The following is a 22,678-nucleotide window of genomic DNA, read 5'->3' as shown; positions in this document are numbered from 1 at the left end:
AAATCACTGGGAAATCGACAGTTTTACGTCTGCTCGCGGGCAATCAGGAGGCCGGGGCTGCCGCGGGCTTGGGCTTGCGCACCACCCGACGGCCGAGATTGCCCAGCAGCGTCACGAGCACGCCGAGCACCACCAGTCCGCCACCGACGGCCAGGGTGATGTTGAGCCACTCATGAGCGTTGGCGATGGCGGTATCGACCATGACATCGGCCACCTGGCGGACGTTGCCGGTGGTGCGGTTCAGCCCGTCGTTGATGTAGCGCCGTCCCGCCTCGATCCCGGCCCAGCCGGCGGCGCCGACGATCATGGTCGAGATGCCGAGGGCAGCAACGGTTTTTCCGCGGGAGCGAGTCACCGCGAGTGTCAGCAGGGCGAAGATGCCCGTCAGCACGCAGATGCCGATCCGCGCCCACGGTCCCCACGTCGTCGCGGCCCGGAACTGGCCCGGCCGTACCGACTGGGCCGAATCGGTAATCGGCACTTCGATTTTCGACGGCACGCGGATGCCCAGCGCCGACAACGTCGCCTTGAACGACCGGTCCGACAGCATCGGCGACAGGTCGATGGTCCAGCGACCGGACGCATCCGAATGCGCCATGGTGTCGGTGAACAGCCAGTCGTGCGCAAACCCGTTGGCGGTGCCGAACTGGCCCGGGAACACCGAGCTGGAGGTGTAGAGCCCGGCGGCACTCGACATGGTGCTGGTGCTCAGGTCATATCCCGCGCTGGTGGCCAGCTTGTTGATCTGGATGCCCAGCTCGCTGGCAGTGGCCTTCTGCAGCTCATGGTTCTTGGCTGCCGTGGTCGCCAGGGCGACGTAGCCGCCCCGGTCGACAAGTGTGTGCTGCGCCCAGCAGACCGGCACAGCCACCGCCACAGCGACGGTGGTGACCAGCCACAACAGCAGTGTCGCGACGAATCGCAAGCGCCCTCCTACGTTGGTGGGCGCCGCCTCAGTCCGACAGCGCCCGTCCCACTATCAGCGGGTCGGCGTGCCCGACCACCTCATGGTCCTTGTTGTCGTAATCGAACTTACCGAGAACATGGCGCATGGCGTTGATCCGGGCACGCTTCTTGTCGTTGCTCTTCACCACAGTCCACGGCGCGACCTCGGTGTCCGTCCAGGCGAACATCTCTTCCTTGGCCGCGGTGTAGGCATCCCACTTGTCCAGCGAGGCCAGGTCCGTCGGGGACAGCTTCCACTGCCGCACCGGGTCGACCTGGCGGATGGTGAACCGGGTGCGCTGCTCGGCCTGGGTCACCGAGAACCACAGCTTGGTGAGGCTGATGCCGTCGTTGGCCAGCATCTGTTCGAAAAGCGGTGCCTGGCGGACGAATTCAGCGTGCTGCTTGGGCGTGCAGTAACCCATGACGCGTTCCACACCGGCCCGGTTGTACCAGGAGCGGTCGAACAACACGATCTCGCCGGCGGCCGGCAGGTGCGTGACGTACCGCTGGAAGTACCACTGGGTGCGTTCCCGCTCCGTCGGCTTCTCCAGCGCGACGACGCGGGCGCCGCGCGGGTTGAGGTGCTCCATGAACCGCTTGATGGTGCCGCCCTTGCCGGCGGCGTCGCGGCCTTCGAAGACGATGACGTGCCGCAGCCCGTTGGCCTGGCTCCACTTCTGCAGCTTCAGCAGCTCGATCTGCAGCAGACGCTTCTGCTCCTCGTACTCCTGCCGGTTCATCCGGTCGTCGTACGGGTAGCCCTCACGCCAGGTGTCGACCACTTCTCCGCTGTGCACCAGCACCAGTTCGGGATCGTCGTCGTCATCATCGCGGACTGCGTAGCCGTCAACGGCAGCGGTGTCGAGGGTCACCGGCTGAAGGTAACCGCCGGGCCGAACCTGGCGGTGACGTCAGGGTGAACACCAGGTGCTACTTGGCGGTGCGCTTCGACCGGATCAGCGACACCTTGGTCAGCACGTTGTTCATGCGGGCCAGGGCCTTCATCGAGTTGTGGTAGTAGTTGCCGCCGGTGCCCTTGCTGGTGCGCGGCTCCACCACGGTCTCCTGGCGGCAGAACTTACGGATGCCCTCGGCCCCGCCGAAGCGCGCGCCGATGCCCGACGTCTTCCAGCCACCCATCGGGGCGGTGGTGCACATCAGGTTGGCCAGCACGTCGTTGATGTTCACCGCACCGCAGTCGAGTTGCAGTGCAACATCTTTGGCCCGCTGCACGTCGCCGGAGAACACGGTGGCGCTCAACCCGTACTGGCTGTCGTTGGCCAGGCGGACCGCGTCACCGACCGTGGCGACCTTCATGATCGGCAGTGTCGGGCCGAATGTCTCCTCGGTCATGCACGCCATCGAATGATCGACGTCGACGAGCACCGTCGGCGGGTAGAAGCTGCCAGGTCCGTCGGGGCGCTTGCCACCGGTCAGCGCCCGGGCGCCGGCAGCCACGGCCTCGTTGACGTGCCGCTCGGTGATGTCCACCTGGTTGGCGTCGATCTGGGCGCCCAGGTGGTAGCCCTCGCCGGCACCCACCTTGAGGTTCTGCACGGCCTTGACGACGGCGTCGACGAACGCGTCGTAGGCCGGCTCCAGCACGTAGACGCGCTCGACGGACACACAGGTCTGCCCCGCGTTGAACATCGCGCCCCAGACCGCGGCGTTGGCGGCCAGCTCCACGTCGGCGTCCTCGAGGACGATCATGGGGTCCTTGCCACCGAGTTCGAGGCTGACGGGGGTGAGACGACGGGCCGCGCGCTCCATGACCTTGCGGCCGGTGGCCGTCGAGCCGGTGAACTGGATGAAGTCGGAGTTGTCGATGACGGCCTCGGATATCTCGCGGGCACCCTGTGCCAGGGCCAGCACCTCGGGTGCACCGGAGTCGGTCCAGCCGCGCAGCAGCAGTTCGGCGGTCAGCGGGGTCCGCTCGGACGGCTTGAGCAGCACGGCACAGCCGGCCGCGAGTGCCCCGACGGCATCCATCAGCGCGTTGGCCACCGGGTAGTTCCACGGCGCGATGACACCGACGACCGCACGCGGGCGGTAGTGCACGGTGATCTTCTTGACCGACAGCATCGGCATGGGGGCCGGCCGCGTATCGGGCGCCAGCGCCTTCTCCATGATCTTGACCACGTACGAGATGATCAGGATCGCCAGCGGGATTTCGGCCTTGGCGTCGACCATCGACTTGCCGGTCTCACGGACCAGCAGGGTCTCGATCTCATCGCGGTGGTCGCCCAGCCACACCGCGAAACGTGCCAGCACCTTCGCGCGGCCCTGCGGCCCGCGGGCCTCCCACTCTCGCTGCGCGGCTCGCAGGCCCGCGGCGATCCGTGGTACGTCAGCCGGGTCCGTCCAGCGCACGGTCCCAGCGATGGCCCCGGTCGCGGGGTCGTAGATGGTGCCGGAACCGGGCGATTGGACGTCAGACGTAGCGGTCATACGGCCATGGTAACGACCAGGTGTGACACGGGTCGCACCCGGCTTGACGCGTGTCAAAAAATCGCCCCGGCGGCGTCGCGGCCGCGCCTCAATAGACCGCGGGCGGAGCTTTCGCCGTGGCCAGGCGCGCGGCCAGGCACACCACACTGGACCCGAACAGCAGCGCGCCGAGGGTGTCCGTGAAGTAGTGATAGGTGAAGGCCTGGCCGAGCATGCCCAGCGGGACGAAGACGCCCGCCAGCACCCGGGTCCACAGCACCGCCCCGGCCGCCACGACGATCACGCCCAACACGGTCACCATCAACACCGTGTGCCCACTGGGGTAGGCCAGTGCCCCGCCCTTGTGCCGGCCGAACAGCTCCTTGAGTCCGCGCTCGATGAACACCGCCAACTGCGGCGTCAGCGCGATGACCGCGGCGAGGCGCCAGCGCTTCTGCCACAACGTGATTCCCACCGCGATCACCAGCATCACCATGAGCACGCGCGGATCCGTGAAGAACAGCAGCCAGCCCGAATACGGCTGACCGGCCCGGCCCGCGTGCTGGAAGACGTCGTCGACGGGCGTGGAGCCCGTGCCGACGCCCCACCCCAACAGGGCCATCATCGCCAGCCCGACCGGCGGCCACCAGCGGACGAACTTCTCGACCGTCATCTGTGCGCGGCGATGCCCCGCACGTACGCGGCCTGACCCAGGTGCTGCGCACAGTCGTCGATGATGCTGACCAGTCGCGCGCTCGCGGTGACCGGTGGATTCCAGCGTCGGTCGACGATGCGCTCGAGCTCCTCCGACTCCACGGTCGCGACGTACTCCAGCGTGACCTTGTGCACCGCGCGGTAGTAGCCGACCAACAACTCGACCGGCGGCCGCACCTTGCCGACATCTTCAGGAGCGTGGCCGTACCCGATGTCGTAGCCGGGCGCATCGCTGTGCGGCAGGTCGAGCGCGAACCGCTGTTCCCAGCCTTCACTCGTCCACACCTGCTCGACACCCGCGACGTCGCACAGCTGCATGTCCTGGCACCGCGCGCTGTGCCACAGCAGCCACGCAATGCTGTTGGCCTCCGGAGTCGGGCGCCAGCACGACACCTCTTCAGAGAGGCCGTCGGTGACCTCGCCGACGTGCTCGATGAGGCGAGTGAACGAGTCGCGCAACAGTTCTCGCGCCGCCGCGGTGTCAGACATCTATCCGGCCGCGCCGTGGAAGACCGCCTCGACGTTGTTGCCGTCGGGGTCACGGACGAACGCACCGAAGTAACCGGGGTGGTATTCGGGCCAGAGCCGGGGCGCGTGCAAGGACTCGGCACCGAGTGCGACTGCCGCGTCGTGGAATGCGCTCACCGCATCGACATCGGCGGCCTGAAAAGCAAAGTGCACCTCGCGGTTCGGGCCCGAAGCCTCCCCAGCGCTGGCATCGGCGATCCAAAAGTCCGGCTTGCCGTCGCGGCCGTAGCCGATGGCGATTCCGAAGTCCATCTGCCGGCTGAACCCGAGCACACCGAGTACACCGTCGTAGAACTGCTGAGATTTGGCCCAGTCACTGCAGTTGATACCGAAATGGTCGATCATGCCCCGATCGTGCCACGGGGCACCGACAACATCGCCAGCGACGAACCCGAGGGCCCGCCGCTGGCGATTGTTCAGTCGTCGGTCAGTTGTCGGCCAAGGTGCGGTAGAGCGCCTTCTTGGCCTCGGCGACCGCCGCGGACAGCGTCGTGACAGCTGCCGACAGGTCGGCCTTCTGCGCATCGTTGCCGGTGAACTTGATCGTGCGCGCCAGCCCGGCGAGTTCGAACAAATCCTTGCGCAGCTTGATCACGTCGCCGAACTTCCCGGCCTGCCCGAGGAACGCCTGCACCGTCTCGCTGCTGACGCCACGCCAGGCGAGCAGCTGCTCACCGAACTCGGTCAGCGTCGCGACGCCGTCCTCGACCGTGGCCACGCCACGAGCCGCGAGCAGAGAGAGGACGAACTCGACCTTGTCGACCGGCGGGGTGAATGCGCCGTCGGTGATCTCCGAAACCCGCTGCGCGAGCTGCTCGGCCGTGGCCGGGCCTTCCTGTAGTAGCGCGGCCGCCGCGATCGCGGCACGCTTGATACGACCCCGGAAGAAGTGGTGTCCGGCGCCCGGCCCGAAGCCGCCGCCGAAACCACCGCCGAAGCCCGGGCCGCCGGGGCCACCCGCGCCGGGACCGAAGCCCCCGAATCCCGGGCCGAAGCCCCCACCGAATCCGGGACCAAAACCACCTGAGAACATCGCAATTCCTTTCGTTGATTCGATGCATCTTGTACCTATCACGATACATCGGTTTTGCAATGCCTAGCCGTTCTAATCTTCAACTCAAAGCCAACTCACAGATCTGACGAGGGCCTGAGTCGTACGTTGTTCACATGAATGCAGCGGGCGCGGCCTACGACATCGTCATTCGCAACGGACTCATCGCCGACGGGCTCGGCGGCGCACCGTTCCGGGGCGACGTCGCAGTTCAAGATGGGTTTATCGCCGCGGTGGGCACCGTCGACGGATCCGGTGCCCGCGAGATCGACGCCACCGGCCTGCTCGTCACGCCCGGCTTCGTGGACCTGCACACCCACTACGACGGACAGGCGATCTGGTCGGATCGAATGACCCCGTCTTCCGCTCACGGCGTAACCACCGCGGTCATGGGCAACTGCGGCGTGGGCTTCGCGCCGTGCCGGCCCGACGACCACGATGTGCTCGTCGACGTGATGGCCGGGGTAGAGGACATCCCCGGCGTGGTGATGGTCGACGGCCTGCCCTGGACCTGGGAGACCTTCCCCGAATTCCTCGACGCGGTCGATGCGGGACGCCGCGATATCGATGTGGCCGCGTTCCTGCCACACTCCCCGCTGCGGGTGTACGTGATGGGCCGGCGCGGCGTAAATCGAGAGCCCGCGAACGCGGAAGATCTGGCCCTGATGCGCAAGCTGGCGGCCGAGGCCGTGGAGTGCGGCGCCCTGGGGTTCGCGTCGTCGCGGCTCACGCTGCACAAGACCTCCGGCGGGCAACCCATCCCGAGCCACGACGCGGCGCAGGTCGAAATCGAGGCCATCGCCCGCGGCGTGGAAGACGGCGGCGGCGGACTGATCCAGTTCGTGCCCGATCTACTTGCCGGCGACTACGAGGTCGCCCTGAAAACCGTCTTCGACGTGGCCGCCGACGTCGGCCTGCCCGTCACGTTCACCCTGGCCGTCGGCAACGCCGGGCCGGCCACGTTCGAGGACGCCTTGCGGATGGTTGAAAAGGCCAACACCGACGGCGGTTCGATCTCGGCACAGATCTTCCCGCGCCCCATCGGTCTGGTCATCGGCCTGGAGCTGTCCGGCAATCCGTTCGTGCTGTATCCGTCGTACCGCGAGATCGCCGATCTGCCGTTGGCCGAACGCGTCGCCGAGATGCGCAAACCCGAAGTACGCCAACGCATTCTGAACGACACCGCGGCCGCCGACGGCCATCCACTGATGTTCGCGGCGCAGGCGTGGGACTACATGTTCCCGCTGGGCACTCCCCCGAATTATGAACCGGCACCGTCGGATTCGATCGCCGCACGGGCCGCTGCCCGCGGCGTCAGCCCGCTCGAAGAGGCGTATGACCGGGTGCTCGATGACGACGGCCACGCGATGCTGCTGGTGACGCTCGCCAACTTCCGCGACGGGTCACTCAACACGGTGGCCGAACTGATCCAGCGCGACGACGTCATCCTCGGCCTCGGCGACGGCGGCGCCCACTACGGAATGATCTGCGACGCTTCATTTCCCACGTACCTGCTGACGCACTGGGTGCGTGACCGCGCGGCCGGCCGACTGGACCTGGCACACGCCGTGAAGGAGCTGACGTCGATCCCGGCTCGCGTTGCGGGCCTGGCCGACCGCGGCCGAATCGCGGTGGGCTACAAGGCTGATCTCAACGTGATCGACCATGACGCACTGACGCTGCACAAGCCGACCATCGCGCACGACCTGCCCGCCGGTGGGCGCCGCTTGGACCAGACCGCCGACGGTTACGTCGCGACCATCGTGTCCGGCGAGATCATCGCGGAGAACGGTGTGCCGACCGCGGCGCGGCCAGGCCGGTTGGTCCGCGGCCGGCAAGCGGCGCCGGCCTGAGGCTGCGGCGACCTATCCTGACGTCATGAGCGTGAAGGTGGATCTCGACAAGCTCGGCGATACCCTGGCCGACTTCCCGTTCGGCTTCCTGATCACCGTCGGTGACGATTTTCGCCCGCACACGGTGGCCGTCACCCCGAGGTTCGGCGGCGGCGCACTGACGATCGAACCCGTCGGGAACACCACCCGAGGCAACGCCGGCGCCCACCCGGTCGTGACGGTGCTGTGGCCGCCGCGCGAACCCACGGGCTACTCGCTGATCGTCGACGGGACCGCCGAAGCCACGGACGCGGGCCTGCGCGTGATGCCCACGCGAGCGGTGTTGCATCGCAGCCCCGAAGGTGTGCACGACTGCGTTTCGCTCAAACAGACCTGAGTTATCCACCGGCTGACGCCCCAGGGACTGTCGTCGACGACATCCGTCGGCTGCTATTGAGCGATGGGGGAAATCGAACTACTGCTTGCCGCGAACGGCGGGGTGGCAGCCGCGGTGCAACTGCGGGAGATGGGCTGGTCGCACCGGCAGATCAAGAAGCAGGGGTGGCAGCCGTTGCGGCGTGGCTGGTACGCCACCCCGTCCGCCGACCCGCAAGTTGGAGATGGACACCTAGGCCCGGTCACAACGTCAGCCGTCGCGAAGGTCAGGCAGCTGCGCTCGAGTGATCCAATCCCGAGTCCGCCCCGCTCGAATCGGCAAGGGCACCGCCGGCGGGCTGGCCGGCTCCGCCAGACGCGAGAACCGTCGACTTGTCGGGGTGGCCCGCAACCTTCGTAATTGCTTCAGCAACCAACGCGCCCACCCACCCGTCTTGGGCTCACATTCTGACCACCGGGCGATGGATCGGCCGATTCGTCGCCACCCGGTCAGGCTCGCGGCCACCCCTGGGCGGTGACGCGACAGCTCACTCACGGTCGATACCGGTGGCGCCGGAATCCTCCAGCAACCGTTTGAGCACATCACCCGGATCCCCCTGATTCGGATGTAGCTCATGCGTCGCAACGCCACCGGATTCGGTCGCTACCCGGTCTGCGCCGACGGTATCCGGAGCCTGTTCGGCAGGTCCGCCAGGAGCCTGGCCGCCCTGCCCACCCGGTCCAGGCTGCTGGCCGGGCGGCTGCGGCTGCGACTGCGGCTGGCCATCCTGCCCAGGCTGCGGTGGCGGCTGTTGCTGGGGCTGGCCGTCCTGCCCCTGCCCAGGCGGCTGCTGATCAGGCTGACCCTGACCACTGGCACCGCCTGCTCCACCTTGGTCACCACCACCGCCACCACCACCGCCGCCTTGCCCATCCGAGGACTTCGGCTCCGGGTCCTTCAGCTTGTCCTGCAGCCGCTTCGCCGTTTCGTTGCGGTGCTTGCGCTGCTCTACATCGGGCTCGGTCGAGTTGTCGAAGCAGCCGCCGGGCGCCTGCTGTACGACTGTCAGCGCCTCTTGCCACAGCGGTTTCGCCTGGTCGCGGTGCTTCTCGGCGTTCTTCACATCACCGCGGGCTTCCAGCACCACCACGAGATTGACACGCACCGGGCACGAATCCTCTGGGCTGACCAGTGCCAGCGATTTCTTGAACTCCGCCTCCGCGTCCGCCAGTTTGCCTTCCAGTAGATAGCGGTCACCCTCGGCGAAATAGGCCTTGTAGGAGTCGATCATGTTGAAGGACTTGAGTTTCCGCACGTCACCGGCCATGCCGTAGGAGTTGTACGCGACGAAGTCCGACCGGGCGGACTGCCCGTAAGCCACCATCGTCACCAACTTGACGGCGATCCCCAACGCCAGCAGTGCCGGCAGCATCGAGATCAGCAGCAGCTTGCGCCGCAATATCTTTCGATGCGGACCGGACGAAAAGTACCGGCCGACGGCCGCGACCGTCCCCTGCCACACCGCTGACATCGGCATCATTCGCTCCGTACCTTTGTTATGCGGGACACCCGGTACTCACGCGCCATCGCGAACAGTTCATAGCCCATCAACAGCATCGCGATGGCCGTGAAGATCCAGTAGAACTCGGTGCGCTCGCCCGGCAGCGAAACCTGTTGCCGCTCCGCGGACGCCTTCACATCGATCGCCGGGATGATGGTGGCCGTCGAATCGCCGGGCGCGCGGTGGTAGTACGGCAGCTTCAGCTGACCGGCGAGTGTCTTCAACGACGCGTCGTCCAACACCGAGAGGAACTGTCCGCCACTCGCGTCCGGGAAGTAGGACATCTCGCCCCCCGCCGCCAGCCTGCTGGCGACCCGGCCACCGCCGGGGGTGCCGTAGCCGAGTACCGCGCCGCCGGCGATCAGCCCGGCGGGGATGTCGAATTTCGTTGCCGACCGCTTCGAAACACCCGCTCCCTCACCGAGATAGAAGACGACGTTGCTCGAACCGGGGTACTGCCGGTGGGCCAACTCCAACTGGCGCTTGAGTTGCTCGTCGGCCGCGCCGACATCAACCTGGTACACCGAGTCGAAATCCGACGTGTAGGCCGAATAGCCCTTGAGCAGTGCCCGCAGACTCCAGACGTCGTCCGACAACGGCCAGTCGACACGGGCTTTCGTCGCGAACGACGTGATCGAGAATCGCCCCGACGGGTACTGGTCGACTATCGACTGCATGTCGGCCCGAATCCCGGCCATCCGGAACTGGTTGTTTCCGTAGTCCTCGGCCTTGGAATTGAGGGAGCGGTCGACGACAAAGAACACGTTGACGTTGCGCCCGGCGGCTGCCGCGACCGACTGCTCCGAAACCCGCTTGTCCCCTTCAATTCCCGGCCGCGCGGCCGCCGCGAACAGGCAGACGATCACCAGGGTCAACAAGCTCCACCGCAGCACCACTTTGCGTTGGCTGCCTTTACCGACCACCACCAGCACCCGGTAGAGCGTGAACATGCGCAGTACCAGGGTCAGTCCGGCCAGCAGGAGGAACACCCACCAGGCCACCACGGGTTCGAATGTCATCGCCGCACCCCCGCGAGGCTGATCGAGAAGACGATCACCATGGTCAGCGCCACGGCCAATACCGTGTTGGGCCGGTCGCGTACCTGCTCGACGAGAATCGTTCCGTCAGGTCGGGTGAGCCCCGGTGGATGGGCGCGGATGTCATCGAGATGGCTGCGCAGTGCCGCGTCCATCGCGTCCTGCTGCGTTCCGCTGTTGCCGCCCTTGGGATCTGCCGCGACATAACTGATGAACCGTCCGCCGGTGGTCTCCGTGATGCCACTGAGGGTGCCGGCGGCATCACGGGTTGTCGGGGTCAGCACGTTCAGCTGAACACCTGAGGACTTGGCCAGCGCCCGCAGCGCGGCGTCGGAGTAAATGGGTGCGTTCGATCCACCGGCCGGACCCAGGTAAATCACCGACCGACGGGCATCCGATGTCTTGCCCGCGCCCGGAAAGCCCTTCATACACAAGGCGAGAGCGTCATTGACCGTCAACCGGTAGTCGGAATAGTTGACGGCCCGGCCGAACTCCTGTTGCGCGCGTTGCAGCGCGGCGGCACTCTCCGGCGAGGGCTTCTGCTCGGCCTTCAGCCGCTCCAGGCCGGCATAGCGGCCCAGTTGATCCTGGAGATAGGGATAGTCCCGCGTCAGCGGGATCACCCGCAGTGTGCGGGAAGTCAGTCCGAGACGCTGCGTCTCGAACTTGGCGACCTGATCGCGGAAGTACGCCAGCAGCACGGATGCGTCATGGGAGACCGGATCGTCCTCCATGCACAGCACGATTTCCTCCGGGTGCGCCCGGTTGATCTCCGCGGCGGTCGCCTGTGCGCTGACGGGCCGCGCGGTGGCGATGATCGCGCACAGCGACACGGCGACCGTCGTTGCGGCAATGGCCGCCAGCAGGATTCGGTACCGACGGTAGGCACGTGCGTACTCGGGCAGCTGGGTCAAACGACCGACCCACGCGAGTGGACGTAACCGGCGCTGCTGTTGCCGCAGGGGCCAGACGAACGCGACGGCCACGATGGCCACCAAGGCCGTCAGCCCCACGACGACGACCCACCACCATCTCAGTTCCATGACCGGATCGCGCTCCGTACCTGTGCTGCCGCGGCAGCGACATCGGGGTTGTCGACAACGTCGAATTGCCGGGTGTAGAGGGCCTTCACGACGGGCGCGGCCGCGGCCGCGGGCCCGCGTTCAACTTCCCCCAACGTCATGTACTGGGCCCGCACCCCGGTGCGGTAGAACACGAAATTCCGCAGTATTCGGCTCATTTCGGCGTACGCCTGGCGGCTGCTCAGCTCACCGGCACGGTGCCGGTCGGCCACGTGCCCGACCGCGGCACTGAACTTGCGCTGTAGCACCCGGGCGCTGACATCGCGGATCACCGGGATGGTTCGCAGTCGTTCGACGGGCAGTGTCCACACCACGACGCCGCCGAACCATCCGATCACCGCGAGGATCAGCAGGATGCCGAGCACCACCCAGAGCACCGAGTACGGCAACGGCGCCACAATCCATTTCAGGAAGTCATTTGCCACGGCCGGCCTTCTTCAACATCAAGGTGACGGCGTTGAACAACTCACCGCTGCCGGAGACCCGGGCACAGGGAATCGCCGAGCTGTTGACGTACTGCTCGAATGCCGCCTCGCGCTGGGCCTCGGCCCGCCGGTATGCCTGCAGCACCCGATGCCCCAGAATCTCTTCGCGCAGTAGGGTTCTGCCGCTGTCGACGTCGTACCCCTCGCCGCCGAATCCCGGCGCGCCGATCAACGGTGCATCACGCACCGTTACCCAGTACACGTCGTGACGCGCGGACACTTTGCGGAACTGCTCGTCCAACGCCGCGCCGACATCGGGTTCGTCGGAGATCGCGAAAACGATGTGCCTGCGCCGGAAGTGGTGCTGCACGTACTCCAGTTGCGTACAGAGGTCACTGCGGCCACTGCCGGCGACGTCATGGCGGTTGACCCGTTCCAGGATGTGCTCCAGGTGCGCCTCGCCGCGCCGGTTGGGCATGTGCGCCGAGCCGGTCGCGTCGCCGTACACCAAGCCCATCTCGTCGCCCTTGCTGATGGCGATGAGCCCAACCAGGCCAACGGCATTGAGCACCACCCGTTGTTTGACCTCGCCACCGGCCGCCAGCGCCAGCATGTTCCGGCCGAGGTCGGTGACCATCAGGATTCGCTGTTGCCGGTACGAGACGAATCGTTTGACCAGCACCTCGGGCGAGCGCGCCGATGCCTTCCAGTCGATGTCGCGGACATCGTCGCCCGGGACATACGGGCGCAGATCGTCGAATTCCAGGCTGCGGCCCTGGAACATAGAGCGATGCTCCCCTTCCAGCAGCCCGCGGGACACCCCGTTCGGACCCGAGAGCCGGTTCCCGGCCAGGGTCTGCGCCTTGACCTCCTGCAGTAATACGCCCATTGCGGCTAAGGAGTTCGCACTGCCTGAATGACGTTGTCTATCAACACTTCCGGAGTGACATTCTGGGCCACCGCCTCGAAGCCGAGGATCAGCCGGTGCCGCAATACCCGGTGCGCCAGTGCCTTCACATCGTCAGGGAGCACGTGGTTGCGGCCCGACAACAACGCCAACGCCCGAGCTGCCTTGCAAAAGGCGATGGTGGCACGCGGACTGGCGCCGTACTCGATGAGCCGGGCCAGATTCGCCGGCAGGTACTGCTGCGGGGTACGGGTCACCGCGACGATCTGGGTGATGTAGTTGACGATCGCCGGATCGAGGTAGACCCGTCGCGCTACGTCCCGGATGTAGAGGATGTCGTCGAGCGACGCCACCGGAGGGGTCCGATGATTGGTGTAGACACCGGCGTCGATCCGGAAGACCATCTCCGCCTCTTCGCGCGGATTCGGATAGGCCAGGATCTCCTTGAACATGAACCGGTCCATCTGCGCCTCGGGCAGCGGATAGGTGCCCTCCTGGTCGACCGGGTTCTGCGTGGCGAGCACCAGGAACGGCTCGGGAATCTTGTAGACGTCGCCGGCGATACTGGTCTGGCGTTCCTCCATCGCTTCCAGCATGGCGCTCTGGGTTTTCGCGCTCGACCGGTTGATCTCGTCCAGCAGCACGATATTGGCGTGCACCGGACCCAACTGCGTGTGGAAGACGCCCTTGGATGCGTCGAAGATCTGGGTGCCGATGATGTCGCTGGGCAGCAGGTCAGGTGTGCACTGGATGCGCCGGAACTTGGCCTGCACCGCGTCGGCGACCGCGCGGGCCGCTGTCGTCTTGGCAAGTCCCGGAACGCTTTCCAGCAGCACGTGGCCGCCGGTGAACAGTCCGATCAGCAGACTCTGTTGCAGCCCGGCCTGGCCCACCACCTTGGCCGAAAAGGCCCCGGACACCGCGTGCACCACCGCGCGGGCCCGGTCGAGTTCTTCCCGTGTCGGCTGCGGCTGCATCGTGTTCGTCGGGGCGCTCATCGGCCGAACCACTTCACGGTCAACGGCTCCTGCGTCATGTCGATCTGGCCCATCAGCGGGACGAACTGCTTGCCCTGCACCGTCGCACCGCTGGTGCTCGTCGCGGTGATGGTCCACTGCGACGTCCCCATGGTGCGCACCGTCAGATCGAACGGGGTGAACGTGTACTTGACCTGGCTCAGATCGGCCGGCGGCTCCCAGTGCACGGTCCCGTCGACCAGTGTCGGATTCGGCATGGCGTTGGGGCAGCCCGGCGTCGACAGCGCTGTGGACTTGGCACATTCGGCGACGGAGGCCGCCACCGCCTGCTTGGCCGCCTCGGCGCCGGCCTCGCTGAGCTGCGTCTGCGCGCCGACGCTGAGGCCGACACCTGATGCGACCAACCCGTCGAGCAACACCGGCCGAGCCGTCGACACCGTCAGATACTTGCTGGCCGAGCCCAGGTCGAGCCAGCCGGGAAACACGTACACCGGGGCATTGCTGGGCGCCGGTTTGCCGAACAGCGTGAGCGGCGCGGCCGGAAGCGGCTGGCCGGTGGCCGGGTTGTTCATCTGAATACCGCCCGCGGCACCGAGATTCACCTTGACGCTGGCTGTGGCGAGCTTCCAGCCGCTGTCGTCCTTCTTGACCATCAACGTCTGGTCGGCGGTCTGGTCGCCGAAGTTGACCGATACGTGCACCTGGCCCATGGGACCGGTCTCGTTGGCGCTCAGGATCCGGATGTTGGTGATGGGCCACTTCGCCGTCTGCTGCTTCAGGACGTCGTCGGTGAGGAAGTCCTTGGATGCGGGCTGATCGGTGCCGAATGCCAACGCGGCGTTGGCATCTCCCTTCGACAGCGCCTCCAGGTATCCCTTGACCGCGGCCTCCGCCGAACTCGCCCCGCCACCGCCGGGACCGCCTGCTCCACCACCGGAGAACGACACGATCGCCACCACGATGCCGACGACCAGGAGCACCGCAAGCGTGGCCCCGCCGGTGATGAACAAGGCTTTCTTGTTCTTGGCCGGACGCGTCGGCGGGGCGTAACCGGGCTGCGGAAAGTTCTGGAACTGCTGCTGCGGCGCACCTGGCCAGCCCCCATGCGGCGCGGCCTGCGACGGCGACCCCTGCGGCACTGTCGACTGCGGCGCACCAACCGGCGCCGGTCCACCCCACTGCGGCGCGAGCGGCGGCTGCCCGTGGCCGGGACGCTGCGGCGTCGGTCCGTCAACCGGGTTGGGACCGCCAAAAGGCGACTGCGGTGGCTGCGTCACGAGGTGAATCCACCCTCAAGAACCGTCACCAATTGAACCTCCCCCTCTCCCCATGCCGACCTACGCCGGCGACCCGACGCTATCACTAACCCCGGTGGATGCCGCGCACACGAAAAAGCCCCGACTCGCCAAGCGAGCCGGGGCTTTCCCGCAAAAGAGCTGGACTTAGAAGTCCATACCGCCCATGCCACCGGTCGGGTCGCCCGCGGGCGCTCCGGCCTTCTCCGGCTTGTCGGCGACGACGGCCTCGGTGGTGAGGAACAGCGCCGCGATGGACGCCGCGTTCTGCAGCGCCGAGCGGGTGACCTTGACCGGGTCGGCAACGCCGGCGGCCAGCAGGTCCTCGTACACGTTGGTCGCGGCGTTCAGGCCGTGACCGGCGGGCAGGTTCGACACCTTCTCGGCGACGACGCCCGGCTCCAGACCACCGTTGAAGGCGATCTGCTTCAGCGGAGCCGACAGCGCGACGCGCACGATGTTGGCACCGGTGGCCTCGTCACCCTCGAGCGACAGGGCGTCCAGGGCCGGAGCCGACTGCAGCAGGGCCACGCCACCACCGGCGACGATGCCCTCTTCGACGGCAGCCTTCGCGTTGCGAACGGCGTCCTCGATGCGGTGCTTGCGCTCCTTGAGCTCCACCTCGGTGGCAGCGCCGGCCTTGATGACTGCAACGCCACCGGCCAGCTTGGCCAGGCGCTCCTGCAGCTTCTCGCGGTCGTAGTCGGAGTCGCTGTTCTCGATCTCGGCGCGGATCTGGGCGACACGGCCCTGGATCGCGTCGGCGTCGCCGGCACCCTCGACGATGGTGGTCTCGTCCTTGGTGACCACGATCTTGCGGGCGGTGCCCAGCAGGCTGACGTCAGCGGTGTCCAGCGACAGGCCGACCTCTTCGCTGATGACCTGGCCACCGGTGAGGATCGCCATGTCCTGCAGCATCGCCTTGCGACGGTCACCGAAGCCCGGGGCCTTGACGGCGACGGACTTGAAGGTGCCGCGGATCTTGTTGACGACCAGGGTCGACAGGGCTTCGCCCTCGACGTCCTCGGCGATGATCAGCAGCGGCTTGCCGGACTGGATGACCTTCTCCAGCAGCGGCAGCAGGTCCTTGACGGTCGAGATCTTCGAGCTGACCAGCAGGATGTAGGGATCCTCCAGGACGGCTTCCTGGCGCTCGGCGTCAGTCACGAAGTAGCCCGAGATGTAGCCCTTGTCGAAGCGCATGCCCTCGGTGAGCTCCAGCTGCAGGCCGAAGGTGTTGCTCTCCTCGACGGTGATGACACCCTCGTTGCCGACCTTGTCCATGGCCTCGGCGATCAGGTCACCGATGGACTGGTCGCCGGCCGAGATACCGGCGGTGGCAGCGATCTGCTCCTTGGTCTCGATGGCCTTGGCGGAAGCCAGCAGCGACGCGGTCACGGCCTCGACGGCCTTCTCGATGCCGCGCTTCAGGCCGAGCGGGTTGGCGCCGGCAGCGACGTTGCGCAGGCCTTCGCGAACCAGGGCCTGGGCCAGCACGGTGGCGGTGGTGGTGCCGTCGCCCGCGACGTCGTCGGTCTTCTTGGCGACCTCTTTGACCAGCTCAGCGCCGATCTTCTCGTACGGGTCCTCCAGCTCGATCTCCTTGGCGATGGACACGCCATCGTTGGTGATCGTGGGGGCGCCCCACTTCTTCTCCAGGACGACGTTGCGACCCTTGGGGCCCAGCGTCACCTTTACCGCGTCGGCGAGGCTGTTCAGGCCACGCTCGAGGCCGCGACGGGCCTCTTCGTCGTACGCAATTGTCTTGGCCATTGCGAAGTAATTCCTCCGGTTGGGAATTGCACGTCGTTGGTCAGGCGCAGCGCCCGCGACGGACGACCTGGGGCTGTGCTCGCAGATGCGGCCCCGGCCTCACTGTCCCGACCTAGCACTCACCTATCGAGAGTGCCAAGGTTGTTTTTAGCACTCAGGTAGGGCGAGTGCAAGGTCGTTCACCGTCCGCGAACCGCGGTTTCCGCCTCAGCGCGGTCGCAATCCGTCCATCATCAACTCGACAACCCGCTCAGCAGCGTCGGCGTTGTAGCGCTGCGCGGCCTGCGCCGCCACGAGCAGCGTCTTGATCTCGGGCACCGAGACGTCAGTGCGGACGGCGCCGGCGCGCTGTGCCGCCGTCAACAATTCACCGAGCAACGCCAGGAATTCATCCTCGACATGGGGCACCAGGGCGTTGACGTCGATCCCGAGGCCGGCGAGCGCGTCGACGAGGCCCTGATCGGTCTCTCCCCACTGGACCAGTGACCGCAAGAAATCGAACAGCGCGTCATTCGGAGCGTCCGACGCCAAACATGCCCGACCGACATCCATGACCGACTGCAACCGATCCTCGATCACCGCACGGTAGAGATCGTCCTTGGTCGGGAAGTGTCGGTAGACGGTGCCGGCACCGACGCCCGCCCGCCGGGCGATCTCGTCGATGGGCACCGAAAGCCCCTCGTCAGCGAAGGTTTGATAGGCGACTTCCAGCACGCGCGCCCGGTTCCGGGCCGCGTCAGCACGCAGCGGCCGCTTCGGTTTGCAGATCATCACGCTCCCGGGAACAAATGAAACGGGGCGACCGTTCCGGATATGTGAAACATGCGGGGCGCTCGCCCCGGATGAGGCCCAGGCTACCGAGGAACCGTCATGACCAAGTGGACAACCGCCAGCATTCCCGACCAGACCGGACGCACCGCCGTCATCACCGGCGCCAACACCGGGCTCGGCTACGAGACCGCAGCCGCACTCGCCGCCAAGGGTGCGCACGTCGTACTCGCCGTCCGCAACCTCGACAAGGGCAAGGACGCCGTCGACCGCATCTTGCAGGCCACCCCGGACGCCGACGTCGTCCTCCAGGAGCTGGACCTCAGCTCACTGGCATCGGTCCGCGAAGCCGCCGAAGAGCTGAAGTCGGAGTACCCGGCGATCGACCTGCTGATCAACAACGCCGGCGTGATGTGGACGCCGAAGCAGACCACCGCCGACGGTTTCGAGATGCAGTTCGGCACCAACCACCTGGGCCACTTCGCGTTCACCGGACTCCTGCTCGACCAGCTGCTGACGGTGCCCGGGTCGCGTGTTGTGACGGTCAGCAGCCTGGGCCACCGGATTCGTGCCGCCATCCATTTCGACGATCTGCAGTGGGAACGCAGCTACAACCGGGTGGCCGCCTACGGCCAGTCCAAGCTCGCCAACCTGCTCTTCACCTATGAACTGCAGCGGCGGCTGACCGGCGCGGAGACCGTCGCCCTCGCCGCACACCCGGGCGGATCGAGCACCGAACTGGCACGGCACGTGCCACTGCCACCCGCCATCGTCGGGCCCGTCGTCGAGAGGCTCTTCCAGAGTGCCGCGATGGGCGCCCTGCCCACGCTGCGCGCCGCGACCGACCCGGCCGCATACGGCGGTCAGTACTACGGGCCGGACGGACTGTTCCAGCAGACGGGCCACCCGAAGGTCGTCGGCTCAAGCGACCAGTCACATGACACCGCGCTGCAGCAGCGGCTGTGGGCGGCGTCCGAAGAACTGACCGGGGTGACGTTCCCGGTCTGACCACGACAAAGCCCTGTGGGTTTGCGCGACAAGGGGTTTCGCGCAGACCCACAGGGCTCCAGGACGCCGAAAGGCTGCTAGTGGGGGTAGCCGATATTCAGCAGACCGTTGCGCCCATCACCCACGGTGACGACGCCGCCGCTCCCGTTGCCGATGTTCACGATGCCGGTGTTCAGGTTGCCCATGTTGGCAACGCCGGTGTTGCCGTTGCCCAGGTTGAGGATGCCTTTGTTCCCGAAACCGAAATTGAGAACGCCGGTGTTGCCGGCGCCGCCGTTGAGCACACCGTCGTTACTGCCGGGCCCGAGGTTGATGCCGGAGTCGGCGGACGCAGCGCCTGCGCCGAGCAGCGCGATTGCGCCGGCACCTGCTACTGCCGCTCCCAGCAGGACGGTTGAACGGATCATCGACATGACGTCTCCTTCGCTAGCCCGAATATGAATAAACCAAGGGTAGACAGTCATCCAGTGATCGCGAAGGATTTTGGCAAATATCGCTACTTAATTAATCGTATCCCAAGAACAATTGCCCAATCACAGCTCCTCCGGCAGATCAGCCGCACGGTGCAACTAGAAGATCAGCCAATCTCATTAATTGCCAACAGTATTCATAACCGTTCCAAGAGCGCTCGATATTGACGATGCGAGTCAATTTCCAACGGAATCATCACGCACCTCGCGCGCGAACGTCATAAATACAACTGATGTGGCAAATTTTGATCCATGCAGAGTATTTACGCGACCGGGCAATTATGTAATCCAATGACGCCGAGTATCTATTTGCTGTCAGATCCCTGCAGAGCCACCTCGCGCCAGGTCCAACCGCTCGTCACAGAACCCGTCGGACCTCAGGCTGAACAAGTGCGCCCACGGCACGACCGCAGGCCCGCCAGGCGCCATTGAACGACCGTTCCCAGCGGCCCAAAGACGCCCAATCGGTTGACCACAACCGAAATGAACGTGTTCTAAATATATTCTCCGCACCATCCCGCCACCCCCTTCAGTCACAGCCACGGGGACTGCAGCCACAGGCCCGGCAACCCGCCAAAATATGCACGACAGCCGACTTTCCGCAGGTGAGAATGCCTTTTTCAGATTGATCCCAGTACCCGCGGTCCGCCGATATGAACGGACACACACTTTCCGCAAGATGTTCACAGCTTTCGATTACGGGTGTTAGTCTCCTCACGTTTATTTACTGGGGTGTCATATCTCACACCCGACGCGCGAGGAGGATCGTGGGCAAGCACAGGGCAGTGGGCACGAACAGCTGGTGGAGTGCGGCAGGGCCGCTCGCGGCTGCGGGATTGACGAGCGCGGCATTCGCCAGCGCGGGTGTGATGCTGCTGCTGGGTCCTGATTCCCCGACGATGCAGTCGGTGACCGCGGACATCAGGCTCGTCAACACCGAGAGCTCCAGCGGCGACAGCGGCGCCAAGTCTGGCAGCTCAAGCCCCGCCAAGGCCACGGACGGCAAGACCAAGAGCCCGACGAAGCCCAAGCCGCCGACCAAGCCCAAGCCCCAGCCCGGTGAGGCGCCGGCCTCCGGCGGCACCGGCAGCACGACCGACACCCCGCGAACCCCACGCCAGCAGGCGCAGGACCGCATGCGCCAGTACGCGGACGATGCCAGAAAAGCTCTCAGCGACCTGGCGAAGGGTCCCAAGGTAAAGCCTGCTCCGGGCACCAAGCCAAAACACGCCAGCACCGCCGGCGACAACTCGAGCGCCACGACCGGCAGCTCCAACACGGGCACCCCGGGTACCCGCCCCGCGCGGGGTCCGCGGTCGACGGCCGGTGTGGTCACCGACGGCCCAACTGGCGGGCACAAAGCCACCGAATCGGGCCCCAAGCCGACGACACCGAAAACCACGACCAACCCGGCCGGCGCGACCGGTCCGAGCGGCCCGTCAGCCCCGTCCGCACCGGGAACCGGGGCGGTCATCACCGCCCCGACGACCAAGGCGTTCAACCCGATCAGCAGCCTGCTGTCCGCGGTCAACCTGGGCGCCATGCTGGTCCCCCACACACCGACCAACCCTGACCAGATGCCCGGCGTCTGGGCCGTGATGGCCTGGGTGCGCCGCCAGGTCGAGTACGGCGGCGCCAACAAGCGAATGCACCCGGCAGCCCCGGCCTCTTCGGTCGCCACGGCCCCACCGGTCACCAACCCGCTGGCCAAGCCCACTCCCCTGGGCGCCGTCAACCCGTTGGCCGCGCCCGCTCCTCTGGCAGCTGTCGGCCCCCTCGCCGTCCCCACCATCGTCCTACCCACGTTCGTCGACCCGACTGTGCTGGTCGCCAACTGGATCTATGGGAACGTGCACTTCGGCGTGCAGAGCTGGATCAACAGCCCCATCGGCTGGGTGGTCGACACCGGGATCAACCTGTTGGCCGGCCAGTACCTGATCGGCAACGGCTCCAACGGCAACGTGATCAACCCCAACGGCGGCAACGGCGGCCTGTGGTTCGGTGACGGTGGTAAGGGCTACTCGAGTGGCCTTCCCGGAGTAACCGGCGGCAACGGAGGCAACGCCCGAGGCTTCGGCAACGGCGGCTCGGGCGGCAACGGCTACTCGGGTTTCGGCATCTTCACTCCGACTGCCGGTGGTAACGGTGGCAACGCCGGCGGTATCGGCAACGGCGGCAAGGGCGGCGCGGGCGGCAACGGTGCCAACGGCGCCGATGGCCTTGCCGCACTGGGCCAGAACGGTGGCAACGGCCAGACCGGCGGCAACGGCGGCATCGGCGGCAACGGCGGCCACATCTTCGGCATCGGCGGCACGGGCGGCGCCGGCGGCAAGGCCGGCAACGGCGGTCACGGCGGCTCGGGTGTCCTCGGCGGCGGCGCCCTCGGAGGTGGCGGGAACGGCGGCAACGGCGGTAACGGCGGCGTCGGCGGAAAGGGTGGCAAGAAGGTCGGGTTCATCGGCACGGTCGGCGCCGGTGGCACCGGTGGCGCTGCCGGATACGCCGGCAACGGTGGCAACGGCTCCGACGGCAGCTCCTCGTTGATCCCTGACGGCGGCAAGGGCGGTGACGGCGGCAATGCCGGCACCGCTGGCGCCGGCGGCTTCAACGGCAGCGGCAAGAAGCAGGCCGCGACCGGCAACGCCAGCGCTACTGGTGGCAACGGCGGCAAGGGCGGCAACGGCTTCGACACCATCACCGCGATCGGCGTCGCAGGCAACGGCGGTGCCGGCGGTAACGGTGGCTCCGGCGGCACTGCCGGTAACGGTGGTAGCGGCGGTGCCGGTGGCACCGGCGGTAACGGCGCCAATGGTCTTGCCGCGCTTGGCGAAAACGGGCCGAATGGCGGCCACGGTGGTGCCGGCGGCAACGGTGGCGCCGGTGGTACCAACTCCGGCAACGGCGGTAAGGGCGGCGTCGGCGGCGACGCGGGCAACGGTGGTTCCGGTGGTTCCGGTGTCCTCGGCGGCGGAGCCCTCGGCGGCGGCGGTAACGGCGGCAGCGGCGGTAACGGTGGTGGCGGCGGCAAGGGTGGCGCCGCAGCGCACGGCACCGTCGGGGCCGGCGGCCAGGGCGGCGCGGCCGGGTTCGGCGGAAATGGCGGCAACGGCTCGGACGGCAGCTCGTCGCTGATCCCCGACGGCGGCAAGGGCGGTGACGGCGGCAACGCGGGCACCTCGGGTTCCGGCGGCTTCAACGGCGCGGGCGTCAACCAGGCCGCCAACGGCGCGGGCGGCAACGGCGGCAGCGGCGGCAAGGGCGGTAACGGGTTCAACACGATCACCGCGATCGGCGTCGCAGGCAACGGTGGCGCCGGAGGTAACGGTGGTTCCGGCGGATCCAACGGCAACGGTGGTACCGGCGGCGCGGGCGGCATCGGCGGTAACGGCGCCGATGGCCTTGCCGCGCTTGGCCAGAACGGTCCGAACGGTGGCCACGGTGGTGCCGGCGGCACCGGTGGCGCCGGTGGCACCCAGGCCGGCAACGGCGGCAGCGGCGG

Annotated in this window: 21 protein-coding genes; 4 read left to right on the top strand and 17 right to left on the bottom strand. The window is 66.9% G+C overall.

Annotated elements, in window-relative coordinates; translation table 11 throughout:
- Positions 1-43: 43 nt before the first annotated feature.
- The 7 genes from TL10_RS05595 to TL10_RS05565 all read right to left on the bottom strand — a co-directional run bounded on the left by TL10_RS05595 (position 44) and on the right by TL10_RS05565 (position 5,650).
- Entirely contained in the window at positions 44-925 is an 882-nt protein-coding gene (locus TL10_RS05595) for a hypothetical protein (RefSeq protein WP_043984866.1), read from the bottom strand.
- A 28-nt stretch (positions 926-953) separates the two neighbouring features.
- The gene (gene ppk2, locus TL10_RS05590; protein ID WP_043401274.1) at positions 954-1,820 is read right to left on the bottom strand and encodes a polyphosphate kinase 2; all 867 of its coding nucleotides are present in this window, start codon (positions 1,818-1,820) and stop codon (positions 954-956) included.
- A gap of 58 nt (positions 1,821-1,878) precedes the next feature.
- Complete coding sequence (locus tag TL10_RS05585; protein ID WP_043984865.1) at positions 1,879-3,396, bottom strand: aldehyde dehydrogenase family protein; 1,518 nt, start codon at positions 3,394-3,396, stop codon at positions 1,879-1,881.
- Between the two features lie 88 nt (positions 3,397-3,484).
- The gene (locus TL10_RS05580; RefSeq protein ID WP_043401269.1) at positions 3,485-4,048 is read right to left on the bottom strand and encodes a phosphatase PAP2 family protein; all 564 of its coding nucleotides are present in this window, start codon (positions 4,046-4,048) and stop codon (positions 3,485-3,487) included.
- Positions 4,045-4,578, bottom strand: a complete 534-nt coding sequence (locus tag TL10_RS05575) for a mycothiol transferase (RefSeq protein ID WP_043984864.1) — start codon at positions 4,576-4,578, stop codon at positions 4,045-4,047. Before TL10_RS05575 ends, TL10_RS05580 begins: the two co-directional genes overlap by 4 nt.
- Entirely contained in the window at positions 4,579-4,962 is a 384-nt protein-coding gene (locus TL10_RS05570) for a VOC family protein (RefSeq protein WP_043984863.1), read from the bottom strand.
- A gap of 82 nt (positions 4,963-5,044) precedes the next feature.
- Positions 5,045-5,650: a hypothetical protein gene (locus tag TL10_RS05565; RefSeq protein ID WP_043984861.1), complete on the bottom strand. Its 606-nt coding sequence runs from the start codon at positions 5,648-5,650 to the stop codon at positions 5,045-5,047.
- A gap of 134 nt (positions 5,651-5,784) precedes the next feature.
- Between TL10_RS05565 and TL10_RS05560 the strand changes: the two genes are divergently transcribed.
- Together TL10_RS05560 and TL10_RS05555 are read left to right on the top strand one after the other, a co-directional pair.
- Positions 5,785-7,521, top strand: a complete 1,737-nt coding sequence (locus TL10_RS05560) for an N-acyl-D-amino-acid deacylase family protein (RefSeq protein WP_043984860.1) — start codon at positions 5,785-5,787, stop codon at positions 7,519-7,521.
- 25 nt (positions 7,522-7,546) lie between these two features.
- Positions 7,547-7,897, top strand: coding sequence for a pyridoxamine 5'-phosphate oxidase family protein (locus TL10_RS05555; protein WP_043984979.1), 351 nt, complete (start codon positions 7,547-7,549; stop codon positions 7,895-7,897).
- A gap of 526 nt (positions 7,898-8,423) precedes the next feature.
- On the opposite strand, the gene TL10_RS05550 is transcribed toward TL10_RS05555, so the two are convergent.
- The 9 genes from TL10_RS05550 to TL10_RS05510 form a co-directional block, all read right to left on the bottom strand.
- Complete coding sequence (locus TL10_RS05550; RefSeq protein ID WP_234711376.1) at positions 8,424-9,413, bottom strand: tetratricopeptide repeat protein; 990 nt, start codon at positions 9,411-9,413, stop codon at positions 8,424-8,426.
- Entirely contained in the window at positions 9,413-10,456 is a 1,044-nt protein-coding gene (locus tag TL10_RS05545; protein WP_043984858.1) for a vWA domain-containing protein, read from the bottom strand. The genes TL10_RS05550 and TL10_RS05545 overlap by 1 nt, the downstream gene beginning before the upstream one ends.
- Positions 10,453-11,517 (bottom strand): hypothetical protein, encoded by a 1,065-nt coding sequence (locus TL10_RS05540; protein ID WP_043984857.1) that lies wholly within the window; start codon positions 11,515-11,517, stop codon positions 10,453-10,455. Before TL10_RS05540 ends, TL10_RS05545 begins: the two co-directional genes overlap by 4 nt.
- Positions 11,508-11,981: a hypothetical protein gene (locus tag TL10_RS05535; protein ID WP_043984855.1), complete on the bottom strand. Its 474-nt coding sequence runs from the start codon at positions 11,979-11,981 to the stop codon at positions 11,508-11,510. Before TL10_RS05535 ends, TL10_RS05540 begins: the two co-directional genes overlap by 10 nt.
- Positions 11,971-12,870 (bottom strand): DUF58 domain-containing protein, encoded by a 900-nt coding sequence (locus TL10_RS05530; RefSeq protein WP_043984854.1) that lies wholly within the window; start codon positions 12,868-12,870, stop codon positions 11,971-11,973. Before TL10_RS05530 ends, TL10_RS05535 begins: the two co-directional genes overlap by 11 nt.
- 5 nt (positions 12,871-12,875) lie before the next feature.
- Positions 12,876-13,886 carry an AAA family ATPase gene (locus tag TL10_RS05525; RefSeq protein WP_043984978.1) on the bottom strand — a complete coding sequence of 337 codons (1,011 nt, stop codon included), beginning with the start codon at positions 13,884-13,886 and terminating at the stop codon, positions 12,876-12,878.
- Positions 13,883-15,142 (bottom strand): DUF4878 domain-containing protein, encoded by a 1,260-nt coding sequence (locus TL10_RS05520; protein ID WP_043984853.1) that lies wholly within the window; start codon positions 15,140-15,142, stop codon positions 13,883-13,885. The genes TL10_RS05525 and TL10_RS05520 overlap by 4 nt, the downstream gene beginning before the upstream one ends.
- A gap of 165 nt (positions 15,143-15,307) precedes the next feature.
- A complete protein-coding gene (groL, locus tag TL10_RS05515) occupies positions 15,308-16,933 on the bottom strand; it encodes a chaperonin GroEL (protein ID WP_043401237.1) in 1,626 nt (541 codons plus the stop codon).
- A 207-nt stretch (positions 16,934-17,140) separates the two neighbouring features.
- On the bottom strand, positions 17,141-17,701 hold the full coding sequence (locus tag TL10_RS05510) for a TetR/AcrR family transcriptional regulator (RefSeq protein WP_043402066.1): 561 nt from the start codon (positions 17,699-17,701) through the stop codon (positions 17,141-17,143).
- 102 nt (positions 17,702-17,803) lie between these two features.
- Here TL10_RS05510 and TL10_RS05505 point away from each other — a divergent pair, with 102 nt between their 5' ends.
- Positions 17,804-18,709 (top strand): SDR family NAD(P)-dependent oxidoreductase, encoded by a 906-nt coding sequence (locus TL10_RS05505; RefSeq protein WP_043984852.1) that lies wholly within the window; start codon positions 17,804-17,806, stop codon positions 18,707-18,709.
- A 77-nt stretch (positions 18,710-18,786) separates the two neighbouring features.
- Here TL10_RS05505 and TL10_RS31935 read toward each other — a convergent pair whose 3' ends face one another.
- Positions 18,787-19,173 (bottom strand): pentapeptide repeat-containing protein, encoded by a 387-nt coding sequence (locus TL10_RS31935; protein WP_267884328.1) that lies wholly within the window; start codon positions 19,171-19,173, stop codon positions 18,787-18,789.
- Between the two features lie 773 nt (positions 19,174-19,946).
- On the opposite strand from TL10_RS31935, the gene TL10_RS31175 reads away from it, so the two are divergent.
- The coding region (locus TL10_RS31175; RefSeq protein WP_338048637.1) for a PGRS repeat-containing protein at positions 19,947-22,678 on the top strand (2,732 nt) is incomplete at its 3' end.

Origin of the sequence: Mycolicibacterium llatzerense, assembly GCF_000878195.1 — a bacterium.
GTDB lineage: Bacteria > Actinomycetota > Actinomycetes > Mycobacteriales > Mycobacteriaceae > Mycobacterium > Mycobacterium llatzerense.
This window is presented reverse-complemented; position numbering and strand designations above follow the sequence as displayed.